This window comes from Marinobacter sp., from assembly GCF_040904845.1.
Classification (GTDB): Bacteria; Pseudomonadota; Gammaproteobacteria; order Pseudomonadales; family Oleiphilaceae; genus Marinobacter.
Genome location: NZ_JBBDSR010000047.1, coordinates 15,188 through 38,711 on the forward strand (window position 1 = coordinate 15,188; position 23,524 = coordinate 38,711).

Consider the following 23,524-nt stretch of genomic DNA (forward strand, 5'->3'; position numbering starts at 1 on the left):
CTGATTGATCAGAAGATCTGTCGGGACAGGTCGTCATCCCCATTTTCCCCTCCACCAGATTCCTCGCTCGGGTCGAGCGGTGGGGGTGCGTCTTCCTCCCGGAATATTTCAAATACGCCATCCTGGCCTGGTCTGGCGCGTTTTCCGGTTTCCGGATCAATCCGGACGCTCACAATGCCATTGGGTCGCGGCATCAGCGAACTGGGAGTGCCGTTCAGGGCGACTTCCATGTAGTCCACCCAGACCGGCAACGCTGTGGTGCCACCGAATTCGCGGCGGCCGAGGGGCGCAGGCTGGTCGAAGCCAATCCAGACCGTTGTTGCCATGCTGTGGTTGTAGCCGGCAAACCAGGTATCCCGCTGCTCGTTGGTGGTGCCGGTTTTACCTGCCAGATCTTCGCGGCCGAGTGACATGGCACGGCGGCCGGTGCCCCTCCTGATGACATCCCGCATCATGGACTGAAGGATGTACACGGACCGCTCGTCAGCCAGACGACGGGAAACGCGGACCGCTTGAGGTTCGTCGTCATCGGCTTCTTCTTTTTTGGCCTGCACTTCCTTCTCGTCACAATCCTTGTCGCAAAGCAAAACCTCAGGTGCCCGGTAGATCTCCTCATCGTTTACATCGCGGATGCTGGTGATCAGGTAGGGTTGAACATCGTATCCGCCATTGGAAAGCACGGCGAAGCCTCTTGCCAGGTCCATCGGGGTCATCAGGCCGCTGCCCAGAGAAAGGGACAGATCTTTTTGCATGTCATCCGTCGGGATCTTCAACTGATCAAGGTAATCAATGGTGTTCTGGATACCTACATCCCTCAGCAGGCGAATGGACACTAGATTTCTGGAAAGGTACAGGGCCTTTCGCAGGCGAGTAGGCCCGTAGAATTGACCGGAGGCGTTTTGAGGTCGCCATGCTCTCTCCAGTTCATCGTCGTCGAAGACAATAGGGGCATCGTTGTAGATGGTCGCCGGTGTCATGCCGCTTTCGAGTGCGGCCAGGTATAAAAAGGGCTTGAAGGTTGAACCGGGCTGGCGTTTGGCCTGGGTTGCGCGGTTATATTTGCTTTGGCCAAAACTGTACCCGCCTGCCAGCGACTCAATGGCACCGGTTTCGGAATCCAGAGAGATCAGGGCACCTTCAACGTCAGGCATTTGTGCCAAGGCCACTTTGCGAATGTCAATGGTGTCAACCTGTGGCGCATTGTTGTCGCTGGCTTCTTTGTCCTCATCCATCGCATCCAGTGCGGGGTCGGCCGCTGGCTTGACGTATACAACGTCGCCTTGCTTGATGACGTCGGAGGGTTTCTCGGGGGCAGGGCCGGTCAGGTTTTCGGTCCGGTAGCGATGAGCCCAGCTCATGCTTTCAAAGGGCATGACCGTTTTCCCGAGGGTGCGGGCAAACAGGTCGACTTCGCCGTCGTCATCCCGAATCCCAGTGACAATGGCTGGGATGAGCGTCCCAACCCTCGGGTAATTGGCGGCAAGCCGCTCGAAGTTTTCCGGTTTCAGCTCGCCTCTGTCGATCTGACCGATAGGCCCCCGAAAGCCGTGCCTGCGATCGTAGGCCTCAAGGCCGTTTCGAAGGGCAAGTGTCGCTTGCTGCTGCTTGGTGCCGTCAACGGTCAGCGTGACTTTGTAGCCGTCGGTATATGCCTTATCGCCGAAGCGTCGAACCATCTCGGTTCTTGCTATTTCCGCGGCGAAGTCAGCGTCAACTTCGGTGTCGGCAGCGTTATAGCTGGCTGTAAGGGGGGCGGCTGCGGCCAGTTCATGAGCGTCTTCGGTGATGTACCCGAGGTCTCGCATTCGGCCCAGAATCCAGTTCCGGCGGATTTGTGCTCGCTCGGGGTTGGCCAGGGGGTTATAGGCGGAGGGTGCCTTGGGCAGACCCGCGAGCATTGCCATCTGGGCCAGCGAAAGCTCTGAGACGGGTTTGTCGTAGTAAACCTGCGCCGCCGAAGCAATCCCGTAAGCGCGATTACCGAGATAGATCTTGTTGAGATAGAGCTCAAGTATGCGCTCTTTGCTCAGTTCACGTTCTATTTGAATTGCCAGAAGTATCTCATTGAACTTGCGGATAAACGTCCGGTCGCGTGACAAAAAGTAATTTTTTGCAACCTGCATGGTGATGGTGCTGCCACCTGACTGGATAGCGCCGGTGGACACCAGTTCGATGGCAGCCCGCGTCAGGCCTTTAATGTCCACTCCGAAATGTTCGTAAAAACGTGAGTCTTCCGCAGCCAGAAAGGCATGTAACTGAATTGTAGGGATCTGTTCGATTGTGACCGGTGCCCTTCTCTTTTCACCGAATTCTGCTATTAATCTGTTGTCCGCGCTGTAGACCCGCAGCGGTGTCTGCAACTTGATATCAAGAAGCTGATCCACTGGCGGAAGTCCGGGGCGAAGGTAAAGATAAAAGCCGGAAGCGACGATCATCGAGAGACTTAATCCGGTGATAAAAAGCCAGGCAAACAGGCGAGATGTACGCAGCAAATGAGACATTTTTTTCTGACAACTGTTGGATATAGGTCTATCATTTGAGAAATTGCTTTAGGAAGGATGAGTCGCTTCACCGTCGCAACGTTACTCAAATAAAGAAGAACTGGCATTGTAGACGGAAAACTGAAGAAATTCTCTTAAATAAAAAACACATAAGTTACGTAACCGGGTGCATTTAACTCGGTATAGGGTGAGCGCGTGTTTGGATTGTTTGGAAAAAAATCCAGTGCTGTTTTGGGTGTGGATATCAGCTCCAGCTCGGTGAAGCTGCTGGAACTCTCAAAGGCAGGGGATCGCTTCAAGGTCGAAAGTTACGCAGTAGAGCCGTTGCCGGCTAACGCTGTTGTCGAAAAAAATATTACGGATGTGGAAGCGGTTGGGGGTGTCCTCAAACGTGTTGCATCCAAGTCACGTACTGGCGCTAAACAGGTCGCTGTGGCTGTTTCGGGCTCGGCCGTCATTACCAAGGTCATCCAGATGGATGGCGGCCTCAACGAGTTCGAAATGGAAGATCAGATTGTTCTGGAGGCGGATCAGTACATTCCTTATCCCCTCGATGAAGTCGCCATCGATTTCGAAGTTCAGGGCCCGTCAGAAACCAACCCCGATCAGGTCGACGTTCTTCTGGCCGCGTGCCGCAAGGAGAACGTCGACATTCGTGAAGACGCGCTCGAAATCGCTTCGCTGACAACCAAAATTGTCGACGTGGAGGCGTACGCCCTGGAGCGTGCCTACTCGTTGATTGAGTCTCAGCTTGACTCTCAAGGTGAAGAGCTTGTTGTGGCGATTGTCGATGTCGGTGCCACCATGACCACGCTCAGCGTTCTGGCGGAAGGTAAGACGGTTTACACCCGTGAACAGATTTTCGGTGGCAAACAGCTTACCGAGGAGATTCAGCGCCGTTATGGCCTGTCGCTCGAAGAAGCGGGGCTGGCGAAAAAGCAGGGTGGTCTTCCCGACGATTATGATTCCGAAGTACTGACTCCGTTCCGGGAGGCCGTGGTGCAACAGGTAGCCCGCGCACTCCAGTTCTTTTTCGGTGCGAGCCAGTACAACGCTGTTGATTACGTGGTTCTTGCCGGTGGTACTGCGTCCATTCATGGGCTGACAGAGATGGTTGAAGAAAAAACAGGCACTCAGACGCTGGTCGCCAACCCGTTCGCCGATATGGCGATTGGTTCAAGAGTCAACGCGTCGGCGCTGGGCAATGACGCGCCGTCGCTGATGATTGCGTGTGGTCTGGCAATGAGGGGCTTTGACTGATGGCAAAGATTAACCTCAGACCCTGGCGTGAAGAGCTGCGTGCGGAGAAGCAGAAACAGTTCATTGTAATGATCGTGGGGGCTGCGATTATCGCGGCCGGCCTGGCCTTCCTCTGGAAATCTGATCTGGATAGTCGCATTGACTACCAGCAGTCGCGCAACGCTTACATCAAAACCGCTTCCGGGCAACTGGATGAGCAAATCAAGGAGATTGAAGACCTCAAGCGAAAGCGCGACGAGCTTTTGTCGCGCATGCAGGTTATTCAGGATCTCCAGGGCAAGCGTCCGGTCATAGTGCGGGTGTTTGATGAGCTGGTCCAGACTCTCCCAGAGGGGCTGTTCTACACCGATCTTAAGAAGAAAGAAGACCGGATTGATATCGTCGGCATGGCCGAATCCAACAGCCGGATTTCTGCCCTGATGAGGCGCTTCGAGCAGTCGGACTGGTTCAGTGATCCTAACCTGTCCAACGTGGCAGCCGCGGATAATGACCGGGCTGGATACAGTCAGTTCAATCTGTCGGTTCAGCAACAGACACCAGAGCCCGAAGGGGAGGAGAAACAATGAGCCTCGCGGACTCACTCAAAAGCCTCAATGAATTCGATATCAACGACCTTGACGTCAACAATGCGGGTATCTGGCCGGCACCGATAAAGGCGATTGTCGCGCTGATTATCTTCGGCCTGATTCTGGGCGGTGGTTACTGGTTCTTCGTGAAAGATCAGTACGGCCAGCTGGACCGGGTGGAGAACACTGAGCAGGACCTCCGGGAACAGTACGAAGATAAGGCGTACCAGGTCGCCAATCTTGATGTGTTCAAGGCGCAGATGGAAGAAATGGAGGAGACTTTCGGGGCTCTGGTTCGGCAGTTGCCCAGTGAAACCGAAGTCCCGGGCTTGCTCGAGGACATCACCAATACGGCACTGGGCAGTGGCCTGGCGCTGCAGGAAGTGGCACTGCAAGCTGAACAGCGTCGGGATTTTTATTCAGAACTGCCAATTAATATCCGTGTATCAGGGGCCTACCACGAACTGGCGTCGTTTGTGAGCAGCGTGGCAAGCTTGCCGCGGATTGTAACTCTGCACGATCTAACCATTACACCAACCGGCGGTGATGGCGAACGACTTGATATGCGGGTTGTTGCGCGCACTTACCGCTACCGGGCAGGAGAATGAGCATGGCGAAACAGCATGCGGCAAAAGCCTGGTTGGGTATCTGTCTGGTGTCCCTGTTGACGGCGTGTTCCCAGGGCAGCGGCTTCTCGGATCTCGACAAATTCATGGCTGACACCAGGGCCAAGCCAAGGGGGCACGTCGAGCCCTTGCCTGAATTCAACGCCTATGAGGCATTCAGCTATTCCGCCGCTGATCGAAGGGCTCCATTCGAGCCGCCGATCGATGTGCAACTGACCATGGTGGACGACGAACCGGCGAGCGATGTTGAGCCGGACCTGGATCGTCCGAAAGAGGTGTTGGAAACCGTCGGCCTGAAGGATCTGAATATGGTAGGAACCCTGACAGATACCTCCGGGGGACTGTTCGCGCTTATCCGGGACAACGCCGGTGGCGTGCACAGAGTGCGTGCTGGCAACTACATGGGGCAGAATTACGGCCGGATTGTCGGCATCAGTGAAACCCGTGTCGAGCTTGTCGAAATCGTTCCTAAAGGTCAGGGGGAGTGGGTAGAGCGCCCTCGTTCCCTGTCTCTGGACGACGGAGGCTAAGGGGCGGCATGATCAAATCAGAAAGAAATTTGCATGAACAAAAAAGTTTGGGGTCGAGGCTAGCGATGTTCAGAAAACTCAATGTATACGTCAGCGTGATTGCTCTTGGGTTGTTGTCCGGCCTGGCCAATGCGGTCACGTTGGAAGACGTGTCGTTTTCTTCGTTACCCGGCGACCAGCTGGAAGTGACGCTGAAGTTTGACGGCCAGCCACCTGAGCCAACTGGTTACACGATAGAGCGTCCGGCGCGTATTGCGGTCGATCTCAAAGATGCTCGAAGCGGTCTTGGCAGCCGGAGTGTTTCGTTGGGGTCGGGCAATGCCCAGAGCATGACGGTGGTGGAAACCAAAGACCGTACTCGTCTGATTTTTAACCTGGTTGAGCTTGCGCCTTACGAGACGGTTCGCGAGGGCAACTCTCTGGTGATGACTATTGGAGGTGACAGCGGGGGTGTGGCCGCGGCTCCAGGCTCTGGTGCTTCCTCAACTGTGAGATCGAATTCTGCGTCAGCATCGCCCCGCAGCGACAATGCTCTGGCAGGCGTTGACTTCCGTCGTGGCAAAGACGGCGAAGGGCGCGTCATTGTTGATCTCGGGCGCTCAAGCACGCCAGTGGATCTGTCCGAGTTGGGCGGAAAAATTCGTCTCACGATGGACGGCGCTACCGTTCCGCAAAACCTGCGGCGCAGGCTGGACGTCACGGATTTCGCAACGCCGGTAACGCGCGTCGATACGTTTGTGGAAGACGGCAATGCGGTGGTTGAAATCCGCCCGGAAGGCAACTACGACTACATCGCTTACCAGTCAGGTTCAGAGTTCACCGTCAGTGTCGAAAAGCTGTCCGAGCAGGAAGCAGAAGAGCGCCGGGAAGAGAAATTCCCTTATAGCGGTGACAAGCTCTCACTGAATTTCCAGGATATTGAAGTGCGCTCGGTGTTGCAGTTGATCGCAGACTTTACCGGCCTGAACCTGGTGGCAAGCGATACGGTCAGCGGCAGTATCACTCTGCGCCTGCAGAATGTGCCGTGGGACCAGGCGCTCGACCTGATCCTGAAAACCAAGGGTCTGGATAAGCGCCAGATCGGCAATGTACTGCTGGTGGCACCGGCGGATGAAATCGCCGCCCGTGAGAAGCTGGAGCTGGAAACCAGTAAGCAGATCGCTGAACTGGCCCCGGTGCGCCTGGATATTGTGCAGGTGAACTACGCGAAGGCGGCGGATATCGTGGCTCTGATCCAGGCGGATGAAGAGCTGATTTCCTCTCGCGGCTTTGTGTCATCGGACACCCGTACCAACACCATCAGCGTCCGGGAAACCTCGGATAAACTGGAAGAGATCCGTCGTCTGGTGACAACCTGGGACGTGCCGGTTCGCCAGGTGTCCATTGAAGCGCGGATTGTCAGGGCGCAGACCAACGTCGCAGAGAGTCTCGGTGTTCGTTGGGGTGGCGCTGCGTATGATGTTAACGGCGATGATGTCGTCTCCGTTGGTGGATCATTGGGTGCAGTGGAAGAGGCCCGGCAAGCGGCTGGTGGGAACGGTAATGGCATTACCTTTCCGGGAGCGCTGGCAGTTGATCTGGGTGTCTCCGGCGAGGGTGCCTCCGCATTTGCCATTGGTTGGGGCAGCGATGACTTCCTCGTAGACCTCGAACTGTCGGCTCTGGAAAGCGATGGCCAGGCAGAGGTAGTCTCCCAGCCGCGCGTTGTGACCGCCGACCGCCAGACTGCGAAGATCAAGTCTGGTGAAGAGATTCCCTACCAGGAAGCGTCGTCCAGCGGTGCTACATCGGTTTCCTTCAAGGAAGCGGCCCTGTCTCTGGAAGTGACACCGCAAATCACGCCGGACGATAAGATCATCATGGACCTGGTGGTAAACCAGGACTCCCGCGGCGAGGTTACCGCGGGTATCCCGGCGATCAACACCAATGAAGTGAGCACGCAGGTGTTGGTCGGCAATGGAGAAACGGTTGTTCTGGGCGGCATTTTCCAGTCCGAAGTGGCGACCACTGTGACCAAGACACCCTTCCTGGGCGATATCCCCTACCTTGGGCGTCTGTTCAAGCGTACGGTGCGCATCGATGAACGCAGTGAGCTTCTGATCTTCATCACACCGAAGATCATCAAAAGCGATCTGATCCAGTAAGCTTGAAGAAGCGAAAGCCGCCGCCTCACACCGGCGGCTTTTTTTCGTCCGGAGTTCGTCGATATTTATCGATTTTGTCGCCCTGTGCTATTCTCACCCGCCAGAATCCTTGCGAGTTAACGTTATGTCATTGCCAAAACGAATAGTCCTGGTTGGCCCAATGGGTGCGGGGAAGAGCACCATTGGGCGCATGCTTGCCAGAGAAGTCGGCTATCGTTTTCTCGACACCGACCGGATTATCGAGGACCGGTGTGGTGCCAATATCCCCTGGATTTTTGACGTAGAGGGGGAAGAGGGTTTTCGGCTACGGGAAACGGCCATGCTGGCGGAGCTCTCTGATGCTGCCGGAATCGTTCTCGCAACGGGTGGCGGTGCGGTGATGAAGCCGGAGAACCACGAGTTGCTGAAACATGAGGCCACCGTGGTTTACCTGAAAACGTCGCTGGAGCAACAGGTTGAAAGAACCCGTCGGGACAGGAATCGACCGCTGCTCCAGAACGATGACCCCGAGGCCGTCCTGCGGCATTTGTTTGCGCTGCGAGACCCCATCTATACCCAGTTGGCGGATGTGATTATGTACACGGACCGAAAAAGTCCCCGATTGGTGGTGCGCCAACTGGTTAACCGGGTAGACCCGAAAACCCCCCGGCATAGGCGGCAGGTAAGAAAGGAAGGGCGGAATCATGCATAGCGCTGTGCGAGAACTCAATGTCGATCTCGGGGATCGGAGCTACCCCATTTTTATCGGGGAAGGGCTGCTGGGCACCAAAGATCTGAGTCAGTACGTTGCCGGTAGTCAGGTAATGATTGTCACCAACGACACCGTGGCACCGCTTTACCTTGAAGCCGCCAAGGCATGCTTTGCCGGCAAAGATGTGGATTCGGTTATTCTGCCGGATGGCGAAAAGTACAAGGACTGGCAGACTCTGAACCTGATTTTTGACGCCCTGCTCACGAAGCGCCATACCCGTAAGACCACGCTGGTCGCCTTGGGCGGGGGTGTTGTCGGTGACATGACTGGCTTCGCCGCCGCGTGCTATCAGCGCGGCGTACCCTTCATCCAGATTCCGACCACGTTATTGTCGCAAGTGGACTCATCGGTGGGTGGTAAAACCGGTATTAACCACCCACTGGGAAAGAACATGGTTGGGGCATTCCACCAGCCGGAAGTTGTGATGATTGATACAGGCTCCCTGAAGACCTTGCCCCACCGCGAGGTCGCAGCCGGGCTGGCCGAAGTGATCAAATACGGACTGATCCGGGATGCCGGTTTTCTGGACTGGTTGGAAGCCAAGATGGAACAGCTCAAGGCGCTGGATGCGCAACCGCTGGTCGAAGCGATTTACCGCTCCTGTGCCTGTAAGGCCGAGGTGGTCGCTGAGGATGAGCGGGAAGGCGGGCTCAGGGCCATCCTGAATCTGGGTCACACCTTTGGTCATGCCATGGAAACCTATGCAGGTTATGGCAACTGGCTGCATGGCGAGGCAGTCGGGACCGGTATGATTATGGCGGCGGATCTCTCGCGCCGGGAAGGTATGATTTCCGATGCGGATTTTGACCGGGTGCGGGCGCTGATCACGTGTGCGGGTCTGCCGGGCATTCCGCCCGAGGCGATGGAGCCGTCTGATTTTATGAGGTTGATGGCCGTTGATAAGAAGAATGTGGATGGCGCTTTGCGCCTGGTGTTGTTGAGAGCACTTGGAGACGCCTTTGTTACTGCAGATGCGCAGCCAGAAGCGCTTGCAGCCACCCTCCGTGAGTATTGCGGGACGCTGCGTTACGAGGAGTGAGAGTGAACAACACGGGATTGAACAGTCTGGACGGCGGCGGCCTGTTTCCAAGGTTGCAGCAGCGCTATGGATTGCGGGCCAACCCACTGGAAATGGAAGCACCATTCTTCCCAGGTGCCATGCGCCACCACGCACTGGAGACGCTTCGCCACCTGGGCGGCTTCGGCGACCTTGGCCTGTTGCTGACCGGTGCGCCGGGAGCCGGGAAATCACGATTGTTGGCGGAGCTGGTTCGCAACGAATCCGCCCGCCTGGATTTTCACCGGTTACCTGCCGCGGCATTAACCAGCGCCCAGGCCTTGGCAAGGGCGCTGGCAGGCATCGCTCATAAAAGCGTCGAAAGGTCCGATAACGTTCGCGATGTGGTTTATAACTTTTTTCGTTGGTCCGAGGCCCGGGCTCGTAAAGGGCAGCGGATGGTTTTGTTGGTTGACGATGCCGACCGAGCCCCGCCGGAACTGTTGAAAACGTTGCTCGCAGCCTTTCTCGCTGCAGATCGCAATATGGCAGCCGTCCCGGTTTTTAGCGGTGGTGGCGATTTGATCGATATGCTGGGGCTCGACACGTCATCCGCAGGGGTGCACCAGATACATCTCAGGCCCCTGACTCTGGAAGAGGTCGGTGCTTACCTTGAGCCTCGCGTGCATAGCGCCGGTGGCGATGCTGCGGACCTGCTCAGTGCTTCTCGGCTTCGGCAGATTTTTCAGCTCAGTCAGGGTAGCTTTGCACGCATACAGCGGGTAACGCCGGCGGTCTGGCTGGATATGACATCGGCCCCGTCCCAGGTGCGGCGTGCGTCTTTCAGGTCGCTGATGGGGTTTCGGTGGCCTGCTCTGGCGTTGCTGTTGCTTGGTCTTTCGTGGTGGGTGGTTTCGCAGCAGTACGATGACTCAGTGACGGTGAGTCAGGACGCTGGGACGAAGGAGCCAGAGCGCGTCAGAAAAAGTATAACCATTGGCCCGGGGCAGCCGGAGGTGGTGCCAGTCCGCGACCCTGCTGAGAGGCGGGATGAAGCGCCAGAACCGGACATTGAGCTCCAGCCCGAGCTCGAGCCTACGCAAACGGCGGAGCCGGAGGCAATAATAGAGCCGGAGCCGGAGCCGGAGCCGGAGCCGGAGCCGGAGCCAGAGCCAGAGCCAGAGCCTGGGTTTGAACCAGTGTTGCCAGAGCGTTTCGTTGCGGTAAGTGATGTCCGTGGGATGGCCGGATTGACTGCCCAGTTCGTCGCGGGCTTCCAGGAGCGCACGGCAACGGACTTCCTCCAGCAGCACTCGGATGTGCCAAGCCTTCGTTATACCCGCGCTACTCGGCAGGACAAGGACTGGTTTGTGGTATTCTATGGCGAATTTGAGGATGCGTCAGCCGCAAGGGTGGCCTTGGCGAAATTGCCGGAAAGTCTGCAGTCCCTGTCGCCCTGGGTTCGCCGTCTCGACGGTTTTTGAGGCTGTTGAGGCTCGTTGGGAAAAAGCGATAAGGCACCACTAAAGTCCATAATAATCAACGTACTTAGTAGTCCTGCCGAATGACTTTGCCCCGAAAACAAGCAGTCTTTGGATTGAGTACGTATTTTTACGTGTGTAGAATATCCAGCCCCCATTTTCAGTGTCGAAGGGTGATGTTAACGGTATTAGTTTATAACTCTTTGATTGAAAAGCATTTCCATGTGAGAGAACGCTTATGATGACAGGTTTGTATCATCCCGAGGAATTCAGGGACAACTGCGGCTTCGGACTGATCGCCCATATGAAAGGCGATGCCAGCCATAAGTTGTTGCAAACTGCCATCGAGTCGCTGACCTGCATGACCCACCGCGGTGGTATTGCTGCGGACGGAAAGACCGGTGATGGTTGTGGCTTGCTTATTCAAAGCCCGGATGCGTTTCTGCGTAAGGCCGCCAAAGCGGCGTTTGGCAAGGAGCCTGGCGAATTGTTTGCAGTTGGCCAGGTGTTCCTCAATCAGGACGAGTCCAAAGCGCAGGCAGGACGTGCTGCCATAGAGGCGCGGCTGACCGAGCAGGGGCTGGATATCCTTGGTTGGCGCGAAGTGCCAACGGACGATAGTTGTCTTGGTCCTATGGCTCTGGACTGCCTGCCACGTATCGAGCAGGTGTTTGTGGCACCCGCTGATAACGCAGAGAAAGAGTTTGCCATCGGCCTGTTCATTGGTCGTCGCTACGCCGAACGGGACATGGTCGATGATCCCGAGTTCTACATCTGCAGTCTGTCTCATCGCACGCTGGCCTATAAGGGCCTGATGATGCCGGCGGATCTGGCGAATTTCTACAAAGACCTCGGTGACCCGGATCTGCAGACCGCCATCTGCGTCTTTCACCAGCGTTTCTCCACCAATACCATGCCGCGCTGGCCACTGGCCCAACCGTTCCGTTTCCTGGCTCATAACGGCGAGATCAACACCGTCGATGGCAACCGAAACTGGGCCATCGCCCGTGCGGCCAAGTTCAGTTCTCCGGACCTGCCGGACCTGCAGACCCTGCAGCCGCTGGTTAACCTGACGGGATCTGACTCATCCAGCATGGACAACATGCTGGAAGTTCTGCTGGCCGGTGGGGTAGACCTGTTCCGGGCGGTGCGAATGATGATTCCGCCCGCGTGGCAGAATGTCGATACCATGGATTCCAAGCTGAGAGCCTTCTACGAATACAACTCCATGCACATGGAGCCCTGGGACGGTCCTGCCGGCCTGGTATTCTCCGATGGCCGGTACGCGGTGTGTATGCTTGACCGCAACGGTCTGCGGCCTGCGCGCTGGGTGATCACCAAGGATGACTTCATTACCTTGGCCTCCGAAATCGGCACCTACGGCTATCAGCCGGACGACGTCGTCGCCAAGGGTCGTGTTGGGCCCGGCCAGATGCTCGCCGTTGACACCCAGACAGGTGAGCTACTCCATACTCCGGATATCGATGAACGGCTCAAAAATGCCCATCCGTACAAGCAATGGCTGAGGGAAAACGCCCTGCGGGTTGAGACGACTCTGAATCAGGACACGCCCGAGTTCCGCCTGATGGATGCCGAAGAGCTGCAGGTGCATCAGAAGATGTTCATGGTGTCCTTCGAGGAACGTGATCAGGTTCTGCGTCCGCTGGCCGAAAACAGCCAGGAAGCGGTCGGCTCTATGGGCGACGACACACCGATGGCGGTGTTGTCCAGCAAAGTGCGACATGTCGGGGATTACTTCCGCCAGAAGTTTGCTCAGGTAACCAACCCGGCCATAGACCCGCTTCGTGAAGCGATTGTGATGTCTCTGGAAACCTGTCTGGGCTCCGAGCGCAATGTGTTCGAGGAGACGCCGGAGCATGCCGACCGCATCATTCTCACGACGCCAGTGCTGTCTCCCGCCAAATTCCTGAAAATTGCCAATAATGACAGGCCCGGGTTTGAAGTAGCACGCATTCATCTGGGCTATCGCGCCGAGATGGGGCTTGAGCAGGCGATCCGCCAGGTTTGCGACCAGGCGGAAGAGGCGACTCGTAACGGTAAGGTTTTGCTGATCCTGTCCGACAAGGACCTGAACGAGGACGAACTGCCAGTCAACGCCCTCATGGCCACCGGCGCGGTACACCATCACCTGGTTGCAAAAGGGCTGCGGTGTGACTCCAACCTCGTGGTCGAGACCGGCTGGGCTCGCGATTCGCACCAGTTTGCGGTGCTGTTCGGCTTCGGTGCGACAGCGGTCTATCCATACCTTGCCTATCAGGTGATGAACGATCTCATTCGCACCGGTGAAGTGCTGATGGATCCGATCGAGGCCAAGAACAACTACCGCAAAGGCATTAACAAGGGGTTGCTGAAAATCCTGTCGAAGATGGGTATTTCAACCATTACCTCCTATCGCGGTGCGCAGCTGTTCGAGGCCATCGGCCTGGCGGACGAGGTTGTGGATCTGTGCTTCAAAGGCGTGCCGAGCCGTATTCAAGGTGCCGGTTTCTTTGATTTTCAGCAGGATCAGGAGCAACTGGCGGCCATTGCCTGGAAGCCGCGTAAACCCATTTCCCAGGGTGGCCTGCTGAAATACGTGCACGGCCAGGAATACCATGCGTTCAACCCGGATGTGGTTGGCAAGTTGCAGGAAGCGGTGACCAGCGGCGATTACGGCCACTACCAGGAGTATGCCGGGCTGGTTAACGAGCGCCCGGTGGCGACACTCCGGGACCTGTTGGGATTCCGTAAAGACATCAAAGCGATTGATATTGCCGAGGTTGAGCCGGTCGAGAACATTTTCCCGCGCTTCGATTCCGCAGCGATGTCCCTGGGGGCGCTGTCTCCAGAAGCTCACGAAGCGTTGGCGGTGGCGATGAACACGCTGGGTGGCCGTTCCAACTCCGGTGAGGGCGGCGAAGACCCGGCCCGTTATGGCACCAACAAGCGCTCAAAGATCAAACAGGTGGCCTCCGGCCGCTTCGGCGTCACCGCCGAATATCTGCGCAGCGCCGATGTCATGCAGATCAAGGTTGCCCAGGGTGCCAAGCCCGGTGAAGGTGGCCAGTTGCCCGGTGGCAAAGTAAACGATCTCATCGCTCGCCTGCGCTACTCCGTGCCGGGTGTGACGTTGATTTCACCGCCACCACACCACGACATCTACTCCATCGAGGATCTGGCGCAGCTGATTTTCGACCTCAAGCAGGTGAATCCGCAGGCGCTGGTCTCGGTCAAACTGGTGTCTGAGCCGGGTGTCGGCACCATTGCGGCCGGCGTGGCCAAGGCCTACGCCGATCTGATCACGGTCTCGGGTTATGACGGGGGCACGGCCGCCAGCCCACTGACGTCGATCCGCTACGCGGGTTCTCCGTGGGAGCTGGGTCTGACGGAAACGCAGCAGGCGCTGCGGGCTAACGACCTTCGCGGCAAGATTCGCCTGCAGACGGACGGCGGTATCAAAACCGGCCTGGATGTGGTGAAAGGAGCCATCCTTGGCGCAGAAAGCTTCGGTTTCGGTACCACCCCAATGGTGGCGCTGGGTTGCAAGTATCTGCGCATCTGCCATCTGAATAACTGTGCCACCGGTGTGGCGACTCAGAATGAGCACCTTCGCGAGGAGCACTTCAAGGGCACAGTGGACATGGCGATGAACTTTTTCCGCTTTGTCGCCACGGAAACCCGCGAATGGATGGCGAAGTTGGGCGTTCGCAGCCTGGAAGAGCTGGTCGGCCGCGTGGATCTGCTCGAGCGCTTGCCCGGGGATACTGAGCGCCAGAAAAAACTGGATCTTAGCCGCTTGCTGGCGAACGACCATATTCCGGCGGACAAGCCCCAGACCTGTCAGGTTGAGCGTAACAAGCCGTTCGATGAAGGCGCATTGGCGGAGCAGATGGTGAAAGACATTGCCGGTGCGCTGGATGAAAAGTCCGGTGGTGCCTGGTCCTATCGAGTGACCAACTGCGACCGCTCCATCGGCGCGCGCCTGTCCGGCGAAATTGCCGCCAGACATGGCAACCAGGGCATGGTGGATGCGCCCGTCACCCTGGACCTGACCGGTACCGCCGGGCAGAGTTTCGGTGTCTGGAACGTCGGAGGCCTCAACCTGATCCTGGAAGGCGATGCCAACGATTACGTCGGTAAAGGCATGACCGGCGGTAAGTTGGTGGTCAAGCCACCCCGTGGAAGCACCTTCAAAACCAACGAGACGTCGATTGTCGGCAACACCTGCCTGTACGGCGCGACTGGCGGCAAACTGTTTGCAGCGGGTACCGCCGGTGAGCGGTTCGCCGTCCGTAACTCGGGCACCCATGCGGTCGTCGAAGGTGCTGGTGATCACTGCTGTGAATACATGACCGGTGGTCTGGTTACCGTTCTCGGGTCGATTGGTTACAACTTTGGTGCCGGTATGACCGGTGGCTTTGCCTATGTGCTGGACATGGACAACACCTTCGTGGACAAGTACAACCACGAACTGGTCGAAATACAGCGCATTTCCCGTGAGGACATGGAGTCTTACCGAAACCACCTGCGTGGTGTGATTCGGGAGCACATCTCGGAAACCGGGAGTGCGTGGGCAGAGCACATTCTTGAAGATTTCGACGACTACATCGGCCGTTTCTGGCTGGTGAAACCCAAGGCTGCCAATCTTCGCAGCCTGCTGGCGAGCACTCGCGCGCGTCCGGAGTAAGTGCCGGAAGAATTACGGTCAGGGGCGTCCACGGGTAAACGGGAGCCCCCGTCGAAATCGAGTTGATGAGAGCGTCATGATGAAAGAACGACTGAATAACGATTTCCAGTTTGTTGAAGTAGGGCGTGTAGACCCGAAAAAGGTACCGGCCAAAAAGCGCAAGAAAGAGTTCGGGGAAATCTATTACCCGTTTACCAACGAGCAGGCGGCGCCTCAGGCACACCGCTGCCTGGAGTGTGGTAACCCTTACTGTGAATGGAAGTGCCCGGTACACAATTACATCCCTAACTGGCTGAAACTGGTGTCCGAAGGCAACATCATGAGGGCGGTGGAGTTGTGCCATCAGACCAACTCCCTGCCGGAAGTGTGTGGCCGGGTGTGTCCGCAGGACCGCTTGTGCGAGGGTGCCTGTACTCTGAACGATGGTTATGGCGCGGTGACTATCGGTTCGGTCGAGAAATACATCACCGATACGGCCTTTGCTTTGGGCTGGAAACCGGATATGTCGGCGGTGAAGTGGACCGACAAAAAAGTCGCCGTGATCGGTGCCGGCCCTGCGGGCCTGGGTTGCGCTGACGTTCTGGTGCGAAATGGCGTAAAGCCGGTGGTGTTTGATATTTACCCGGAGATCGGTGGTCTGCTGACCTTTGGTATTCCCGAGTTCAAGCTGGAAAAATCGGTGATGACCCGCCGTCGTCAGGTGTTCGAGGAAATGGGCGTGGAGTTCCGCCTGTCCACGGAAGTGGGCAAGGACGTGATGATGGATGACATCCTGAGCGAGTACGACGCGGTGTTTATGGGAATGGGCACGTACACCTACATGAAAGGCGGTTTTCCCGGCGAAGATTTGGAAGGAGTCTATGACGCCTTGCCGTTCCTGGTCTCCAACGTCAACCGTCGCCTCGGTTACGAGGACAATGCCGATGACTTCATCGATATGAAGGGAAAGCGGGTTGTTGTTCTGGGTGGTGGTGACACGGCCATGGATTGCAACCGTACTTCCATTCGCCAGCAGGCTGACAGCGTCACCTGTGCCTACCGTCGGGATGAGGAAAACATGCCGGGCTCGCGCAAGGAAGTGGCGAACGCGAAGGAAGAAGGCGTGAAGTTCATGTTCAACCGTCAGCCCATCGCCATCATCGGTGAAGATAAGGTGGAGGGTGTGAAGGTTGTGCAGACCAAGTTGGGTGAGCCCGATGAAAATGGCCGCCGTCGTCCGGAAGTGATTGCCGGCAGCGAAGAGGTGATTCCGGCCGATGCCGTGCTGGTCGCCTTTGGTTTCCGCCCGAGCCCGGCGGACTGGTTTGATGAGCAGAACGTCAGCACTGACGATTCGGGCCGCGTGGCGGCTCCGGAAGAGGCCGAGTTTGGGTTCCAGACCAGCAACCCGAAGATTTTTGCCGGCGGTGACATGGTCCGCGGCTCGGATCTGGTCGTAACGGCTATCTGGGAAGGCCGCCAGGCCGCCGAGGGTATGCTGGATTATCTGGATATCTGAATTCAGTCTTGATCCCGATCAGAAGGGCGGTTTGCTACGGGTAAGCCGCCCTTTTTTATTGCTGAAAACGGGGTATCATTGCCCCCTCAATTTGCACCCTCAATTTGCAGACCTAGAGCAGACTGGATTTCCTATGACTGAGCTGAAGAATGACCGCTTCCTGCGCGCGTTGATGCGCCAGCCCGTTGACCGCACGCCGGTGTGGATGATGCGTCAGGCTGGCCGCTACTTGCCAGAGTATCGTGCGAAACGTGCCGAAGCGGGTGATTTTCTCAGCCTCTGCAAGAACACACCGCTGGCCTGTGAGGTCACACTACAGCCGCTCGAGCGGTTCCCTCTCGATGCCGCCATTCTGTTCTCGGACATTCTGACCATTCCCGATGCGTTGGGACTTGGCCTGTATTTCGAAACTGGCGAGGGGCCGAAGTTCCGGCACACCATCCGCTCTGAGGCGGACGTTGCGGCTTTGCCCACCATCAAAGCCGAGGTGGATCTGGATTATGTGATGAACGCCGTTTCCACGATTCGTGGCGCTCTGAACGGAAGCGTTCCGTTGATCGGATTTTCCGGCAGCCCGTGGACGCTTGCCACCTACATGATTGAAGGGGGGTCATCGAAAGATTTCCGCGAAGCCAAGAAGCTGATGTATGGCCAGCCGGATGTGATGCATCGCTTGCTGGATCACCTGGCGGACAGTGTTATTGATTACCTGAATGGCCAGATCCGGGCCGGCGCTCAGGCTGTGCAGATCTTTGATACCTGGGGCGGCGTGCTGAGCCACTGGGCCTATCAGGAATTCTCACTGCGTTATATGAAGAAAATCATTGATGGCCTGATTCCCGAGCAAGACGGTCGCCGGGTACCGGTGATTCTGTTTACCAAGAATGGCGGCCAGTGGCTGGAGTCTATCGCCGACTCCGGTGCCGACGCAGTCGGCCTGGACTGGACGACGGACATCGGCAATGCCCGGGCCCGCATCGGTGATCGCGTGGCGCTGCAGGGCAATATGGACCCGGCCATGCTGTACGCGCCGCCAGCGCGTATTCGCCAGGAAGTCGCCGACATCCTGCGCCGTTACGGCTCCGGCCCCGGGCACATTTTCAATCTGGGGCACGGGATTACGCCCGAGGTGGACCCGGAGCATGCCAGGGCGTTTATTGAGGCGGTGGTTGAGCTGAGTCCGGAATATCACCGCTAGCCTTCGTAGCCTGAGAATTCGGTGGGGCGGTCGTCTGGAAGCGCTGTCCAAAAACCGCTACAAGCACTTCCCTGTGCGCTTCTCTCCGGCCATGGCAACATCACCGCTTGTGAGTCGGGTTGGACTTGTAGGTCGGATTAGACACGCAAAGCGTGCCGTAATCCGACATCAACACCCACAAACCACCCCCAACAAACTCCTCTGGCTGCATCCCCCTGTCGGGTCTATAGTCATACCAAACAAGACCGGTAAACAGGAGTGCCCACTTGCCCCCCAAAACCCCAGAGAAACGTCGATTTCATCGTATTGAATTTGACGCCCCATGTGAGCTTCACCGCCAGGACAGCGTCTGGTGGACGGAAGTGCTGGATATTTCCCTTAAAGGCGTCTTGGTAAAAAGGCCTGACGAATGGGACGTGCCGTTAAATCAGCCGTGTGAGGTGATCATTCATCTGGATGATAACGAAACGGCCATTGTCATGGCGGTGGAGCTGCGGCATGTTGAGTCGCAGCGGTTGGGGTTCAAGTGTCAGTACATCGACCTGGAAAGCGTGACCCATTTAAAGCGGTTGGTTGAGTTGAATCTGGGTGATCAGGCGTTGCTTGAGCGGGAGTTTGCGCATTTGATTGATTAGGCAGTCTTTTTTGTCGGATTACGCTTCGCTAATCCGACCTACATTCAGTATATCCCGGCGGATGCCTAAATATCCTCCAATGCCGAAAGCGCATCGCTAAGCTTGGTAACTGGAATTACCTTCATCCCCTCGACAGGCTTGCGCGGCACGTTGGCCTTGGGCACCAGGGCCCGGGTAAAGCCGTGCTTGGAGGCCTCGTAAATGCGCTCCTGGCCACTGGGCACCGGGCGAATTTCACCCGAGAGGCCGACTTCGCCGAAAATGACCAGATCCTGGGGCAGGGCGCGGTCGCGGAACGATGAGACCACGGCCGCCAGCAGCGCCAGGTCAGCGCTGGTCTCGTTGACCTTCACGCCGCCGACCACATTAACGAACACGTCCTGATCCGACACGTGCAGGCCACCATGGCGATGCAGCACCGCCAATAGCATTGCCAGCCGGTTCTGATCCAGGCCCACCGCAACGCGCCGTGGATACCCACCCTGCGCCATGTCCACCAGTGCCTGAATTTCCACCAGCATCGGCCGGGTGCCTTCCCAGACCACCATTACCACGCTGCCGGGCGCGGCTTCCTCGCCGCGGTTCAGGAAGATCGCACTGGGGTTCTTCACCTCTTTCAGGCCCTGTTCCAGCATCGCAAAGACACCCAGCTCGTTCACCGCCCCGAACCGGTTCTTGATCCCACGGAGTGTGCGGTAGCGGCTGTCGCTGGAGCCTTCCAGCAGGATGGAGCAGTCGATCATATGCTCCAGCACTTTGGGGCCGGCTAGGCTGCCGTCCTTGGTGACGTGGCCGACCAGGAACAGAATGGTGCCAGTCTGTTTGGCAAAGCGGGTCAGGTAGGCGGCACTTTCGCGAACCTGGGAAACGCTGCCGGGTGCCGATTCGGTCTCGGCGACGTGCATCACCTGGATACTGTCCACCACCAGAATGCGGGGCTTCTCAGCTTCCGCGACCTGCATCACTCGTTCGACGCTGGTCTCTGAGAGCATTTTGAGGTCTTTCGTCGGTAAGCCCAGGCGCTTGGCGCGCATCGCCACTTGTTGGAGAGATTCCTCGCCGGTGACGTACAGGGCCGGTACGCTGGCGGCCAGGTGGCACACGGCCTGCAGTAGCAGCGTGCTCTTGCCGGCTCCCGGGTGGCCGCCCATCAGAACCGCCGACCCCTCCACCAGACCGCCGCCCAGAACCCGGTCGAACTCCTGCATGCCGGTGCTGATGCGGGTCTGCTCGGCCAGGCTGACGTCGTCCAGGCTCTGGACTTCCGACAGGCTGCCGGCAAAGCCTTCAAACCGTGCACCGCGAGCGCCTTTGTTATTGCTGCTGACGCCGCGGACTTCGCTGATGGTGTTCCAGGCCTGGCAGGCCGTGCACTGGCCCTGCCATTTGGAATAGTCTGCGCCGCATTCGGTGCAGACATAGGCGGTTCTGGTCTTTGCCATCAGGCGAGCTTCTTGTACTTCATGCGCTGGGGCACCATGGCGGAGTCGCCCTTGCGCTTCTTGTGGTCTTCGTCGTATTCGTTGAAGTTGCCTTCGAAGTAGACCACTTCGCCGTCGTCCTCGAACGCCAGAATGTGGGTCGCTACGCGGTCCAGGAACCAGCGATCGTGTGAGATCACCAGCGCGGAGCCGGGGAAATTCAGCAGAGCTTCCTCCAGGGCGCGCAGGGTTTCCACATCCAGGTCGTTGGTCGGTTCGTCCAGCAGCAGCACGTTGCCGCCTTCTTTGAGCAACTTGGCCAGGTGCAATCGATTGCGCTCGCCACCGGACAAATCGCCCACACGTTTCTGCTGATCGGAACCCTTGAAGTTAAAGCGGCCCACATAAGCGCGAGACGGCGTCTCGTAGTTGCCTACCTTGATGATGTCATTGCCGTCGCTCAGCTCTTCCCAAACGGTGTTGTCGCCGTTCAGGTCTCGCATCTGGTCGACGTAGGCCAGCTCCACGGTTTCGCCCACGGTGATGTTGCCGGAATCCGGCTTGTCGTACCCGGCAATCATGCGGAACAGGGTGGATTTGCCCGCGCCGTTGCCACCGATAATGCCCACAATGGCTCCCGGGGGCACCGAGAAGGACACATCCTCGTACAGCAGGCGATCATCGAAGGACTTGCTGATGCCCTCGACCTCAAACACTTTGTCGCCCAGGCGCGGCCCGGGCGGAATGTACAGTTCGTTGGTTTCGTTGCGCTTCTGGAATTCCTGGGAGCTCATTTCCTCGAAGCGGGCCAGGCGGGCCTTGCTCTTGGATTGACGGCCCTTGGCATTGCTGCGAACCCACTCCAGTTCGTGCTTGATGGTCTTCTGGCGGGACACTTCCTGCTTGGCTTCGGTCTCCAGGCGTTGCTCTTTGTTCTCCAGCCACTGGCTGTAGTTGCCTTCAAACGGGATGCCCTGGCCGCGGTCCAGCTCCAGAATCCAGCCGGCGACGTTGTCGAGGAAGTAGCGGTCGTGGGTGATGGCCACCACGGTGCCGTTGTAGTCGTGCAGGAATCGCTCCAGCCAGGCCACGGACTCTGCGTCCAGGTGGTTGGTGGGCTCGTCCAGCAGCAGCATGTCCGGACCGGAGAGCAGCAGACGGCACAGGGCCACGCGGCGGCGCTCACCACCGGACAGGTTCTTCACCATGGCGCCCCAGGCGGGCAGACGCAGGGCGTCGGCGGCCACTTCCATTTTACGCTCGATGTCGTGGCCGTCGGTGGCCTGGATATAAGCTTCGAGTTCGCCCTGTTTTTTGGCCAGGGCATCGAAATCGGCATCCGGTTCGGCGTAGGCGGCATAGACCTGGTCGAGCTCGGCGAGAGCGTCATGGACCCCCGAAACGGACTCGTCGACGATTTCTTTGACGGTCTTGGCGTCGTCCAGCTCCGGTTCCTGGGGCAGGTAGCCCACTTGAATACCGGGTTGGGGGCGGGCTTCGCCGATGAAATCCTGGTCCAGGCCCGCCATAATACGCAGCAGCGTAGATTTACCGGAACCGTTTAGGCCCAGCACACCGATCTTGGCGCCCGGGAAGAAGCTCAGGGAAATGTCTTTGAGAATTTCACGCTTGGGTGGAACCACTCTGCCCACGCGATTCATGGTGTATACGTATTGGGCCATGTCGGCAAAACCTCTTTGGAACAGGCTGGTGAATTCTGACGCTGATGGCGGGGGGGGGGGGGGGGGGGCCCCCCCCCCCCCCGCCCCCGGTCTGGCTGCGTAGTTATGACCCGGTAAGGTATCGAAACCTACCAGTGATAGCAATTGAGCCGAAACCGGATCTGGCCGCATGCCGGTATCTGCGGACGGCATAAAGGATGATTTTTCACCCATTTGTGCGATAGAATAGCGGCCCAATTTTTCGGGCAGCTAAGCACACAGAGGCAGCGCATCCATGTTTAATCGTGATATGAAAATCGCCGGGTTTGACGACGAGCTCTGGAACGCCATACAGGCGGAAGAACATCGTCAGGAAGCTCACATCGAGCTGATCGCGTCAGAAAACTACACCAGCCCACGGGTGATGGAAGCTCAGGGCAGCCTGCTCACCAACAAGTACGCTGAGGGTTATCCCGGCAAGCGTTACTACGGTGGCTGTGAGTTTGTCGACATTGCGGAAAACCTGGCGATTAACCGCGCCAAAGAGCTGTTCGGTGCTGCCTACGCCAATGTGCAGCCGCATTCTGGTTCTCAGGCCAACTCCGCCGTATTCATGGCGTTGCTCAAGCCGGGCGAGACCGTGCTGGGTATGAGCCTCGCTCACGGTGGCCACCTGACTCACGGTGCCAGCGTGAGCTTCTCCGGCAAGATCTATAACGCCGTTCAATATGGCCTGAACCCGGAAACCGGCCTGATTGATTACGATGACGTGGAAGCCCTGGCCGTTGAGCACAAACCGAAAATGATCATTGCTGGCTTCTCGGCCTACTCCCAGGAACTGGATTTTGCCCGCTTCCGCGCGATTGCGGACAAAGTCGGCGCGTATCTGTTTGTGGATATGGCGCACGTGGCCGGGCTGGTCGCTGCTGGCGTGTACCCGGACCCGGTCCCTCACGCCCACGTGGTGGCGACAACGACTCACAAGACGCTGCGCGGCCCACGTGGCGGCCTGATTCTCGCCTGTGACGATGCGGATCTGCACAAGAAACTGAACTCTGCGGTGTTCCCCGGTGGCCAGGGTGGCCCTCTGATGCACGTTATTGCGGCCAAGGCGATTTGCTTCAAGGAAGCCATGAGCGATGAGTTCAAGGTTTACCAGAAACAGGTTGTGAAAAACGCCTCGGTGATGGCGGACGTCTTTATCGACCGCGGTTTCGATGTGGTGTCCGGTGGTACTAAAAACCACCTGTTCCTGCTGAGCCTGATCAAGCAGGACATCACCGGCAAAGACGCTGACGCCGCACTCGGTCGTGCCCACATCACCGTGAACAAGAATGCGGTGCCGAATGACCCGCGCTCGCCGTTCGTAACATCCGGCCTGCGGATCGGTACGCCGGCCATCACTACCCGGGGCTTCGGCGAAGCAGAGAGCCGGGACCTGGCAGGCTGGATCTGCGATATTCTCGATAACCTGGAGGATGACGAAGTGAACGCACGCGTGCGTGGTCAGGTCGAAGACCTGTGCGCTCGCTTCCCGGTCTACGCAGGCTAAACTTCAGTCAAGCCGG

At 57.7% G+C, this 23,524-nt stretch carries 16 protein-coding genes; 13 read left to right on the plus strand and 3 right to left on the minus strand.

Annotation, left to right across the window (positions count from 1 at the left end; genetic code table 11):
* Positions 1-8: 8 nt before the first annotated feature.
* The gene (locus WD429_RS05265; protein ID WP_368421125.1) at positions 9-2,435 is read right to left on the minus strand and encodes a penicillin-binding protein 1A; all 2,427 of its coding nucleotides are present in this window, start codon (positions 2,433-2,435) and stop codon (positions 9-11) included.
* A gap of 261 nt (positions 2,436-2,696) precedes the next feature.
* On the opposite strand from WD429_RS05265, the gene WD429_RS05270 reads away from it, so the two are divergent.
* From WD429_RS05270 to WD429_RS05325, 12 genes are all read left to right on the plus strand, one after another.
* Entirely contained in the window at positions 2,697-3,761 is a 1,065-nt protein-coding gene (locus WD429_RS05270; RefSeq protein WP_368421126.1) for a pilus assembly protein PilM, read from the plus strand.
* Entirely contained in the window at positions 3,761-4,327 is a 567-nt protein-coding gene (locus WD429_RS05275; protein WP_368421127.1) for a PilN domain-containing protein, read from the plus strand. Before WD429_RS05270 ends, WD429_RS05275 begins: the two co-directional genes overlap by 1 nt.
* Positions 4,324-4,935 carry a type 4a pilus biogenesis protein PilO gene (locus tag WD429_RS05280; protein WP_368421128.1) on the plus strand — a complete coding sequence of 204 codons (612 nt, stop codon included), beginning with the start codon at positions 4,324-4,326 and terminating at the stop codon, positions 4,933-4,935. Before WD429_RS05275 ends, WD429_RS05280 begins: the two co-directional genes overlap by 4 nt.
* A 2-nt stretch (positions 4,936-4,937) precedes the next feature.
* On the plus strand, positions 4,938-5,483 hold the full coding sequence (locus tag WD429_RS05285) for a pilus assembly protein PilP (protein ID WP_368421129.1): 546 nt from the start codon (positions 4,938-4,940) through the stop codon (positions 5,481-5,483).
* 65 nt (positions 5,484-5,548) lie between these two features.
* Positions 5,549-7,627, plus strand: coding sequence for a type IV pilus secretin PilQ (pilQ, locus tag WD429_RS05290; protein WP_368421130.1), 2,079 nt, complete (start codon positions 5,549-5,551; stop codon positions 7,625-7,627).
* A gap of 124 nt (positions 7,628-7,751) precedes the next feature.
* Positions 7,752-8,318, plus strand: a complete 567-nt coding sequence (gene aroK / locus WD429_RS05295) for a shikimate kinase AroK (protein WP_368421131.1) — start codon at positions 7,752-7,754, stop codon at positions 8,316-8,318.
* Positions 8,311-9,417, plus strand: coding sequence for a 3-dehydroquinate synthase (gene aroB / locus WD429_RS05300; protein ID WP_368421132.1), 1,107 nt, complete (start codon positions 8,311-8,313; stop codon positions 9,415-9,417). The genes aroK and aroB overlap by 8 nt, the downstream gene beginning before the upstream one ends.
* Before the next feature lie 2 nt (positions 9,418-9,419).
* Positions 9,420-10,859 (plus strand): AAA family ATPase, encoded by a 1,440-nt coding sequence (locus WD429_RS05305; RefSeq protein WP_368421133.1) that lies wholly within the window; start codon positions 9,420-9,422, stop codon positions 10,857-10,859.
* A gap of 235 nt (positions 10,860-11,094) precedes the next feature.
* A complete protein-coding gene (gltB, locus tag WD429_RS05310; protein ID WP_368421134.1) occupies positions 11,095-15,543 on the plus strand; it encodes a glutamate synthase large subunit in 4,449 nt (1,482 codons plus the stop codon).
* Between the two features lie 79 nt (positions 15,544-15,622).
* Complete coding sequence (locus tag WD429_RS05315) at positions 15,623-17,041, plus strand: FAD-dependent oxidoreductase (protein ID WP_368421140.1); 1,419 nt, start codon at positions 15,623-15,625, stop codon at positions 17,039-17,041.
* Positions 17,042-17,174: 133 nt separating this feature from the next.
* The gene (gene hemE, locus WD429_RS05320) at positions 17,175-18,239 is read left to right on the plus strand and encodes a uroporphyrinogen decarboxylase (RefSeq protein WP_368421135.1); all 1,065 of its coding nucleotides are present in this window, start codon (positions 17,175-17,177) and stop codon (positions 18,237-18,239) included.
* 266 nt (positions 18,240-18,505) lie between these two features.
* Positions 18,506-18,874 (plus strand): PilZ domain-containing protein, encoded by a 369-nt coding sequence (locus WD429_RS05325; protein ID WP_368421136.1) that lies wholly within the window; start codon positions 18,506-18,508, stop codon positions 18,872-18,874.
* Between the two features lie 65 nt (positions 18,875-18,939).
* On the opposite strand, the gene radA is transcribed toward WD429_RS05325, so the two are convergent.
* Together radA and ettA are read right to left on the minus strand one after the other, a co-directional pair.
* Positions 18,940-20,316 (minus strand): DNA repair protein RadA, encoded by a 1,377-nt coding sequence (gene radA, locus WD429_RS05330; protein ID WP_368421137.1) that lies wholly within the window; start codon positions 20,314-20,316, stop codon positions 18,940-18,942.
* On the minus strand, positions 20,316-21,977 hold the full coding sequence (gene ettA / locus WD429_RS05335) for an energy-dependent translational throttle protein EttA (protein ID WP_368421138.1): 1,662 nt from the start codon (positions 21,975-21,977) through the stop codon (positions 20,316-20,318). The genes radA and ettA overlap by 1 nt, the downstream gene beginning before the upstream one ends.
* A 274-nt stretch (positions 21,978-22,251) precedes the next feature.
* Here ettA and glyA point away from each other — a divergent pair, with 274 nt between their 5' ends.
* Complete coding sequence (gene glyA, locus WD429_RS05340; protein ID WP_368421139.1) at positions 22,252-23,508, plus strand: serine hydroxymethyltransferase; 1,257 nt, start codon at positions 22,252-22,254, stop codon at positions 23,506-23,508.
* The last annotated feature ends 16 nt before the right edge of the window (positions 23,509-23,524 follow it).